Source organism: Pseudomonas sp. 1912-s (assembly GCF_029269205.1).
GTDB lineage: Bacteria > Pseudomonadota > Gammaproteobacteria > Pseudomonadales > Pseudomonadaceae > Aquipseudomonas.
In genome coordinates this window covers 1-8,983 of sequence record NZ_JARIXR010000067.1, presented here as the reverse complement: position 1 = coordinate 8,983, position 8,983 = coordinate 1, and the positions used below count along the sequence as shown (strand labels likewise).

Below are 8,983 nucleotides of genomic sequence, written 5' to 3'. Positions count from 1 at the left end.
CGACTTGGCCAGTAGTGCTGACGAATGAGTCGAGCTTGTTTTTGGAAACATCAATTCCGACGAACGCAGAGTCATGGTCCATAGCGTTTTCCTCACGTCCAACCTTGCAGAATCGGGCTTTGCGCCCAGGCAACCGTTCGGACTAGTTTAGGAAGGAACCTGCTCCGACCCATGCTCACTCACGATCTCGAAATCAGAGGGCACTACGGTCTGAAGCAGGTGAAAACAATCTTACAAGGGAACGCCGAGCCCTAGCGAGGCGCCGACAGGCGGGGCAGAGCCCTTTGGTTACTTTGGGGCTTTTCCAAAGTGACTCGCTGTAAGAGCGAAACCATAGGCAGCCGTTACCTAAACAACGGATATGTACACCAAAAAATCAGGGCTTCCCCCGCCCCTTGAGCATCCCGTGATTCACCAAAAGCGTCCGCATGGCATTACGCGTAACCCCCAACAACTCCGCCGTACGCAACTGATTAAACCCACAAAACCCAAACGCCTCCCGCACGATCAAATCCTCAATATCGTGCAACAACGAATCCCCAGGCACCTCGAACAACCGCAGCAACTGCTCACGCACCACCTCCTGGGGAATCCTCGGCGCCCCGCTGTTAACGCTGGCATGCATCGCACTCAACCCCGCAGAAAACTTCAGGTGCGAGGGCATGATCGGCTTATCCCCAGCCACCAAAAGCGCCAGGTGCACCACATTCTCCAGCTCACGAATATTCCCCGGCCACGGATAATCCAGCAGCGCCTGAGTCGCCGACTCCGACAACATCGGCTCGGCGATTTTCAACTTGGCACTGTAGAGCCGACGAAAGTGCTCAACCAGTGGCAGAATATCCAGCGGCCGCTCACGCAACGGCAACACCTGCACCTGCGCAACGTTGATGCGATAGAACAAATCGAGACGGAAGTTACCCGCCTCCACCGCCTGCTCCAGGTCGATGTTGGTGGCGGTTACCAGGCGGATATTGATCTTGATCGGCTTGCGCGACCCCACCCGCACCACTTCCTGCTCCTGCAACACCCGCAGCAGTTTCACCTGCAACGGCAGCGGCAAGTCACCGATTTCGTCGAGAAATAACGTGCCCCCGTCGGCCTCTTCAAACCAGCCGATCCGCCGCCCCGAGGCCCCGGAAAACGAACCGGCCTCATGCCCGAAAAACTCGCTCTCGGCGAGGTTCTCACTGATGGCCCCGCAGTTCACCGGCACAAACGCACCCGTGCGACCGCTGGCACTGTGGATGTAGCGCGCCACCAGTTCCTTGCCGGTGCCGGTCTCGCCATTGATCAACACCGGCGCTTCGCTGGGGCCGACACGCTGCAAATACTCAAGCAGTTGCAGCGAACGCGGGTCGGCAAAGACCAACGCCTTGGCGCGAATCGACAGCGGGTCTTTTTCGCCCTGGGGCAAAGTCAGGATCGGCGTGGGATGCCCGTGGGGACGGTTCATGAAGAGTATTTCCCGGCGACGAGGTGAAGGTACGAAGGGGAACTTTACTCAGTCACGCATATAACTAGAAATATTAAAAATTCATTAGTACATAACCGTTTAGCGACGATGCGCCAGCGACCTCACGCAACGATCCCCCAGGCTTTGCACGCCCTGAACCAGCACCACCAACACGATCACCGTCACCACCATGATCTGGTTGTTGAAACGCTGATACCCATAACGAATCGCCAGGTCGCCCAGGCCACCGCCACCAATCACGCCGGCCATGGAGGAAAAACCGATCAGCATCACCAGGGTCAGGGTCAACCCGGCGAGCAACGCGGGCAGTGCTTCCGGCAGCAGCACCTTGAGGATCACGTGCCGGATATCCCCGCCCATGGCGACGATGGCTTCGATGCGCCCCTTGTCCACTTCATCCAACGCGTTTTCGACGATGCGCGCAAAGAACGGAAAAGCGCCAATCGTGATCGGCACCACGGCGGCAGTGCTGCCCAGGGTGGTGCCAACGATCAGTCGGGTCAGCGGAATCAAGGCAATCAGCATCACCACAAAAGGCAATGAGCGCCCCAGGTTAACCACCGCCCCCAGCACGCGATTCAGACGCGGCAGCGGGAACAACCCACCGCGACGGCTGATAAACAGCAGCACGCCGAGAGGTAAGCCGATCAGCAAGGTGAATACCGCCGCCAGCAGCACCATGTACAGGGTTTCAGCCGTGGCCGTGAGCAGCAATTGCAGGATGTCGTTCCAGTCGGTTTTCATACCGCCCTCACCGCTGGCAGGTTGGGGGCCAGTGAGCGGCCCAGGCTTGAGGCGGGATCGGCCTGCAATTGAATCAGGCTGCCGCTTTCCACCACGCGCCCATTGGCCAGGGACACCGCGCTGTCGCAGATGGCCTTGACCACTTCCAGCTCGTGGGTGATCAACACAATGGTCACCCCCAGTTGCCGATTGATGCTGCGCAGCAGTTCCAGGATCGACGCGGTGGTTTCCGGGTCGAGGGCGCTGGTGGCTTCGTCCGACAGCAAATAATCCGGGCGCGCCGCCAGTGCCCGGGCGATGCCCACGCGCTGCTTCTGCCCGCCAGACAGTTGCGAAGGAAACGCCTGGGCCTTGTCACTCAGGCCCACCAGTTCCAGCAGCTCCTTGACCCGGGCGATGCGTTCAGCCTTGGGCTGGCCGGCAATTTCCAGGGGCACCGCCACGTTGTCGGCGACGTTGCGTGAATGCAGCAGGTTGAACCCCTGGAAGATCATGCCGATGCGCTGGCGTTGCTGGCGCAGTTGCTTGTCGCTGAGCAGCGTCAGGTCCTGGCCGTCCATGAGGATGCGCCCGGAGGTCGGGCGCTCCAGCAGGTTCAGGCAGCGCAGCAAGGTACTTTTGCCCGCCCCGCTACGCCCCACGATCCCGAAGATCGAACCGTCGGCAATCTGCAACGACACCTTGTCCAGCGCCACCGGCTGCCCGTCGGCGTAGGTCTTGCTGACTTGCTCGACGACAATCATTCGACGGCTACCGGAATCACCGAGCCTGAATATTTCTCGGTGATGAACGCGGCCACCTCCGGCGAATTCAGGTCCTTGGCCAGTTGTTTGATCCGTGGGTCGTCCTGCAATTTCGGCGTGGTCACGAGGATATTGGCGTAGGGATTGCCCTGGGCTTTTTCCAGGCCAAGGGCATCCTTGGCCGGCGACAAACCGGCTTCCAGCGCGTAGTTGCCGTTGATCACAGCGAGGTCGACGTCATCCAGGGCGCGAGGGATCTGTGGCGATTCGATTTCGAGGATCTTCAGGTGCTTGGGGTTCTCGGCGATGTCCTTGGGCGTTGCCTGGTCCTTGGCCGGGTCGTTGAAGCCGGGCTTGAGCGTGATCAGGCCGTTGGCTTGCAGCAGGTACAGCGCACGGCTAAGGTTGGTGACGTTGTTGGGCACGGCCACGGTGCCTTTGTCCGGCACCTGGGCAAAGCTGGTATGGCGATGGGAATAAATGCCGAGCGGCTCGATGTGCACGGTGGCCGCCACTGCAAATTTCTGGCCGAGGGCCTGTTCCTGGGAGTGCAGGTACGGCAAGTGCTGGAAATAGTTGGCGTCGACATCCCCGTGAGCCAACAGCTCGTTGGAGTTCACGCCGTTGGGGATCTCGATGATTTTCAGCTGCAACTGCGGGTCAAGTTTCTGCACGTATTCGAGGATTTGCGCGTGGGGAATCGGGTCGGCCGCCACACGCAGGGCCTCGGCAGCCTGGGCGTCGAACGACGCAATCAGTACGGCCAGGGCCAGGGCTGTTTTCTTGAGCATGGTGATGTTCCTTATCAGGCGGACAGGGCTTGGGGAATCGTGGCGTCGGCGTAAAAACGCTGGGCGACATCCGGGTGGGAACGCAGGCGGCCCTTGAGGTAGTTCCAGCCGACGTCCCGCAGCAGCGGGTTACGCGGGTCGCTGGTGGGGCCGTGGGCATCGCGCAGCAACTCGGGCGGCAACTGATACACCGGCACCACCGCGTCGAGTTGCGCACCGAGGAAAAACGCCAGGGACAGGCGCTCGCTGCCCAACGGCGGCGATTCGACCCGGTGCACCGTGGCACGCAGGTAGCCGTTGGTGGCCAGTTCCAGCAATTCGCCGATGTTCACCACCAGGGTGTCGGGGCGCGGCGAGGCGTCGATCCAGCGGCCCTCCTCCACTTCCACTTGCAGGCCAGCTTGCTGGTCCTGCAGCAGGAAGCTGAGAAACCCCGAATCCTTGTGGGCACCCACGCCCTGGCGACTTTGCCGGGCATGCCGGCCGGGGTAGCGGATCAGCTTGATGTGCTCGTTGGGCTTGTCGCCGTACAGCGGGTCGAAGGCGTTTTCCGGCAGCGACAAGGCCTGGGCAAAGGCCCGTAGCAGGCGCAACGACATCTGCGTCATCGCCTGCTGCCAGGCCAGCAACAAGGGCTTGAGCTCGGGCAACGCAGCGGGCCATTGGTTGGGGCCTTGCAGGCGCGACCAGGCCGGTGAGTTCGGGCCTTGTTGCAACGGCTCGCGCTCGGCGCCGAGGTCGAACTGTTCACGCAGGTCCGGCTGCCCACGGGTGATCTCCGAGGCGGCGCGGTTATAGCCGCGAAAGTGCGGGGAATTGATCATGCCGACGGCGAGTTTTTCGGCCTCCGGCAAGGCGAAGAACTGCCGCGCCTGCTGCTGCACCCGAGTGAGCAAATCGGCGTCAATGCCATGGCCGGTGAGGTAGAAAAAACCGATATGCCGCGCCGCGTGGCGCAGGTCATCGAGAAACTGCCCGCGCTGGGCCGGCGTGCCGTCGAGCAGCGCCAGGTCCAGCAAGGGCAAGGTATGGATTGCCAGCGGGTGCGACATCGGTAGCTCACTCCATGAACATAATGTGTGGAGTGGCGAAGCTAAACGATCTAAAAACCCGACAATAAATACCTTTTTGGCATTAGCTTAGGTGGGTGCGTTCGCCGCCCTGGCTTCTTCCAGCAACGCCTGGATGACTTTCTCCTGGTTGTCGTAGCGGCCCTCGCCGAAATGGCTGTAGCGCACTTTGCCGGTAGCGTCGAAGAAGTAATGGGCCGGCCAGTACTGGTTATCGAAGGCGCGCCAGATCCGGTAATCGTTGTCGATGGCCACCGGGTACTGGATGCCCAGTTTCCTGACCTGGGTACGCACGTTATCCAGGACTTTCTCGTAGGCGTTTTCGGGGGTGTGCACACCGATCACCACCAGCCCGTCCTTGGCGTACTTCTTCGCCCACTGATTGACATACGGCAGGCTGCGCTGGCAGTTGACGCAGTCGTAGGTCCAGAAATCCACCAGCACCACCTTGCCCTTCAAGCCCTCGGCCGTCAGCGGTGGCGAGTTGAGCCACGCCACGGCGCCGTCCAGGGACGGCATGCGCTCTTCGGATTGGCTGAAGCTTTCGGCGTCGACGTTATTGATCAAGTAGTTGACCGCCTTGGGCACGCCGACCAGGGCAACCACCAGTGCCACCAGGAGCAGGCCTTTTGAGCGACGCAGGTATCGGATGAAGTTCATGGGTGTCACCTCGTGGCCGGGGGTGTTTCGTCGCGTTTGCGACCCGCGCCGTTTTGCGCCAGCGGCGTATTCTGGAAGCAGGTTTCACTGCCGGTGAGTTTTTTGGCGGTGGCGGCATTCACATCCGCCGCCACACCCGCCATGGAAAACGCCAGGGCGCTGAGAAAGCTGTTGAGTGGGTTCATGGCCGGTCTCCTCAGCTGCCTTCAAGGCAGTTGCTGGCAAATTTTCGGTAGTCGAGTACGTGGCGCTGGCCCTCGGAATCGAGGTAGGTCAGGTGCGAGTTGACGATGCCGCACAGCGCGCCGCCGGCCTCTTCGGAGATCGACACCACCTGGTGGATGTCCGGCTGGCTGGCGGTGGTTTCGGCATGGGCGGCAACGCTCAGGCCAGTGAGTGCGGCAAACAGGCAGGCGGCATAGGTAGCTTTGAGATTCATGGGCGGTTCCCCGGGGGTTCAAGTGAGCCGAGGCGGATTACCTCGATGGGCTCATTTGAACCTTGCGAGGTATCCGGATTGTGTCGGCCAAGCCCGGATTTTTGCGTCGACGTGTATCTCGTCACCGCCAGATACACTGCAATACAAAGGGCACAAGGCAAGCCCGCCGGCAGTGGCTAGACTGCGCATCAATGACTATTCAACGAGGAAGGCAGCATGGATCACGTCGATCACATTCTGATTGTCGATGACGATCGGGAGATCCGCGAACTGGTGGGCAACTACCTGAAAAAGAACGGCCTGCGTACCACCGTGGTGGCTGACGGCCGGCAGATGCGCAGCTTCCTGGACACCACGCCCGTGGACCTGATCGTGCTGGACATCATGATGCCCGGCGACGACGGCTTGCAGCTGTGCCGCGAACTGCGGGTGGGCAAGCACAAGGCCACGCCGATCCTGATGCTCACCGCGCGCAACGACGAAACCGACCGCATCATCGGCCTCGAAATGGGCGCCGACGACTACCTGGTCAAGCCCTTCGCTGCCCGTGAACTGCTGGCCCGCATCAACGCCGTGCTGCGGCGCACCCGGATGCTGCCGCCGAACCTGGTGGTGACGGAAAGCGGCCGGCTGATCCGCTTTGGCCGTTGGCGCCTGGACACCACCGCCCGCCATCTGCTGGACGAAGACGACACCCTGGTGGCCTTGAGCGGCGCCGAATACCGCCTGCTGCGAGTGTTTCTCGACCACCCGCAACGGGTGCTCAACCGCGACCAGTTGCTGAACCTGACCCAGGGCCGGGACGCGGACCTGTTCGACCGTTCCATCGACCTGCTGGTCAGCCGTTTGCGCCAGCGCCTGCTGGATGACGCCCGCGAGCCGGCCTACATCAAGACCGTGCGCAGCGAAGGCTATGTGTTCTCCCTGGCGGTGGAAATCCTCGGGGACTCGGCATGACCCTTTCGTTTCGCTGGCCGCGCACCCTGGCGGCGCAACTGTCGGTGATTTTCATCGTCAGCCTGCTGTGCGCCAACGCCCTGTCGTTCAGCGCGCAGTTCTATGAGCGCTACATGAGCGCCCGCAGCGTGATGCTGGGCAACCTGGAGAACGACGTATCCACGTCCATCGCGATCCTCGACCGCCTGCCCGCCGCCGAGCGCGCCAGTTGGCTGCCGCGCCTCGACCGCAACGCCTACCGCTACCTGCTGAATGCCGGCGAACCCGGCGAGCCGATGGCCAGCGACGACGTGCCCATGGCCGCGACCTCGATTTCCGATGCGTTGGGCGAGCATTACCCGCTGACCTTTCGCGACATCCCGGGCCTGCAAAAACACTTCCAGGCGCACCTGACCCTGGCCGATGGCAGCCCGGTCACCATTGACGTCTACCCCAAGCCGATCCCGTTTGCCTTCTGGTTGCCGGTGGTGCTGGTGCTGCAGTTGCTGGTGCTGTTGGTCTGCACCTGGATCGCCGTGCGCATCGCCATCCGCCCGCTGACACGCCTGGCACGGGCGGTGGAAACCCTTGACCCGAATGCGCACCCTACGCCACTGGACGAAACCGGCCCCACCGAAGTGGCGCATGCGGCGGCGGCGTTCAACGAAATGCAAAAGCGGATTGCCGAGTACCTCAAGGAGCGCATGCAGATTCTGGCGGCGATCTCCCACGACTTGCAGACGCCGATCACCCGCATGAAATTGCGTGCCGAGTTCATGGAAGACTCGGTAGACCGGGAAAAGCTCTGGAGCGACCTGGGGGAAATGGAGCACCTGGTGCGCGAAGGCGTGGCCTATGCCCGCAGCGTGCATGGCGCGACCGAAGCCAGCCACCGGATCAACCTTGACGCGTTTCTCGACAGCCTGGTGTTTGATTACCAGGACATGAACAAGCAAGTCAGCCTGAGCGGCAAAAGCGCAGTGGTGCTGGATACCCGGCCCCATGCGTTGCGTCGGGTGCTGGTGAACCTGGTGGACAACGCACTGAAATTTGCCGGGGCGGCGCAGATGGAGGTGGGTTCGACATCGTCCGGGGAGCTGTCGATCAAAGTACTGGATCGGGGCCCGGGGATTGCCGAGGATGAACTGGTGCAGGTGATGCAGCCGTTTTACCGGGTGGAGAGCTCGCGCAATCGCGGCACGGGGGGCACCGGGCTGGGGCTGGCGATCGCCCAGCAACTGGCAGTGGCGATTGGCGGGGAGTTGACCCTGAGCAATCGGGATGGCGGAGGGTTGTGTGCCGAGGTTCGGCTGGTGCTGTGACGGGCTGTGTGTGTATCCGTTATTTGGGTGATGGCTGATATGGGTTCCGCTCTTACAGCGGCTCACTTTTGAAAGGAGCCCAAAAGTAACCAAAAGGCTCTTGCCCCACCACTCGGCACCTCGCTCAGGCTCGGTGTGCCCTCACTCCGGCTTTGGACCGTGGGCCGCCGCGATGGGCCATCCTTGGCCCAGCGCGGCTAACCCGGCGTCCTGCCGGTTTACCCGCTCCGTACTACCTGCGTTCGGCCAGCGTGGCTTAACGGGGCGCCTAAGATCAAGATCAAAAGCAGATCAACAGCACAGCGGCCTACAGGCCGGCTTGAGTGGTGTGAAGCAAAGGCAACATCAAGATCAAAATCTAAAGCGGGCACGGTCAAATGTGGGAGCTGGCTTGCCTGCGATAGCATCGCCTCGGTGTACCTGAAAGACCGAGTTGTCTGCATCGCAGGCAAGCCAGCTCCCACAGAAAAGCAGAGCTGCATCCGTTTCAGATTTGGCTTTCGCTTTGGCTTTTGCTCTGGCTTCTACCACTCAAGCCGGCCTGCAGGCCGCTGTGCTCTTGCTTTTGATTTTGATCTGGCTCTGACTGCCCCAATAAGCCCGAGGCCGAACGCAGGTGGTGCGGAGCGGGTAAACCGGCAGGACGCCGGTTTAGCCGCGCTGGGCCAAGGATGGCCCATCGCGGCGGCCCGCGGAGCATCGCCGGAGTGAGGGAACACCGAGCCTAGGCGAGGTGCCGACAGGCGGGGCAGAGCCCTTTGCTTACTTTGGGGCTTTTCCAAAGTGAGTCGCTGTAAGAGC

General features: G+C 61.6%; 9 protein-coding genes and 1 pseudogene. 2 read left to right on the top strand and 8 right to left on the bottom strand.

Translation table 11 applies throughout. The annotated features are described in order from the left end of the window. Positions 1 to 376 precede the first annotated feature (376 nt). The 8 genes and pseudogenes from P3C29_RS32445 to P3C29_RS32410 all read right to left on the bottom strand — a co-directional run bounded on the left by P3C29_RS32445 (position 377) and on the right by P3C29_RS32410 (position 5,924). The gene (locus P3C29_RS32445) at positions 377 to 1,456 is read right to left on the bottom strand and encodes a sigma-54 dependent transcriptional regulator (RefSeq protein WP_275966449.1); all 1,080 of its coding nucleotides are present in this window, start codon (positions 1,454 to 1,456) and stop codon (positions 377 to 379) included. A gap of 99 nt (positions 1,457 to 1,555) precedes the next feature. Continuing rightward, positions 1,556 to 2,221: a methionine ABC transporter permease gene (locus tag P3C29_RS32440; RefSeq protein WP_010175224.1), complete on the bottom strand. Its 666-nt coding sequence runs from the start codon at positions 2,219 to 2,221 to the stop codon at positions 1,556 to 1,558. Continuing rightward, positions 2,218 to 2,964: an ATP-binding cassette domain-containing protein gene (locus tag P3C29_RS32435; RefSeq protein WP_275966448.1), complete on the bottom strand. Its 747-nt coding sequence runs from the start codon at positions 2,962 to 2,964 to the stop codon at positions 2,218 to 2,220. Before P3C29_RS32435 ends, P3C29_RS32440 begins: the two co-directional genes overlap by 4 nt. Next, positions 2,961 to 3,755 carry a MetQ/NlpA family ABC transporter substrate-binding protein gene (locus P3C29_RS32430; protein ID WP_169387766.1) on the bottom strand — a complete coding sequence of 265 codons (795 nt, stop codon included), beginning with the start codon at positions 3,753 to 3,755 and terminating at the stop codon, positions 2,961 to 2,963. Before P3C29_RS32430 ends, P3C29_RS32435 begins: the two co-directional genes overlap by 4 nt. Before the next feature lie 14 nt (positions 3,756 to 3,769). Further along, entirely contained in the window at positions 3,770 to 4,807 is a 1,038-nt protein-coding gene (locus P3C29_RS32425; RefSeq protein ID WP_201123010.1) for an isopenicillin N synthase family oxygenase, read from the bottom strand. Between the two features lie 87 nt (positions 4,808 to 4,894). Then, positions 4,895 to 5,413: pseudogene (locus P3C29_RS32420) on the bottom strand (thioredoxin family protein); the annotation flags it as partial. A 77-nt stretch (positions 5,414 to 5,490) separates the two neighbouring features. Then, on the bottom strand, positions 5,491 to 5,670 hold the full coding sequence (locus P3C29_RS32415; protein ID WP_029616083.1) for a hypothetical protein: 180 nt from the start codon (positions 5,668 to 5,670) through the stop codon (positions 5,491 to 5,493). 11 nt (positions 5,671 to 5,681) lie between these two features. Continuing rightward, positions 5,682 to 5,924, bottom strand: a complete 243-nt coding sequence (locus P3C29_RS32410; RefSeq protein WP_201123006.1) for a DUF2790 domain-containing protein — start codon at positions 5,922 to 5,924, stop codon at positions 5,682 to 5,684. Positions 5,925 to 6,140: 216 nt separating this feature from the next. Here P3C29_RS32410 and P3C29_RS32405 point away from each other — a divergent pair, with 216 nt between their 5' ends. Both P3C29_RS32405 and P3C29_RS32400 read left to right on the top strand, forming a co-directional pair. After that, positions 6,141 to 6,881 carry a response regulator gene (locus P3C29_RS32405; protein WP_010175236.1) on the top strand — a complete coding sequence of 247 codons (741 nt, stop codon included), beginning with the start codon at positions 6,141 to 6,143 and terminating at the stop codon, positions 6,879 to 6,881. Continuing rightward, positions 6,878 to 8,182: a HAMP domain-containing sensor histidine kinase gene (locus tag P3C29_RS32400; protein WP_275966447.1), complete on the top strand. Its 1,305-nt coding sequence runs from the start codon at positions 6,878 to 6,880 to the stop codon at positions 8,180 to 8,182. The genes P3C29_RS32405 and P3C29_RS32400 overlap by 4 nt, the downstream gene beginning before the upstream one ends. Positions 8,183 to 8,983: the final 801 nt, after the last annotated feature.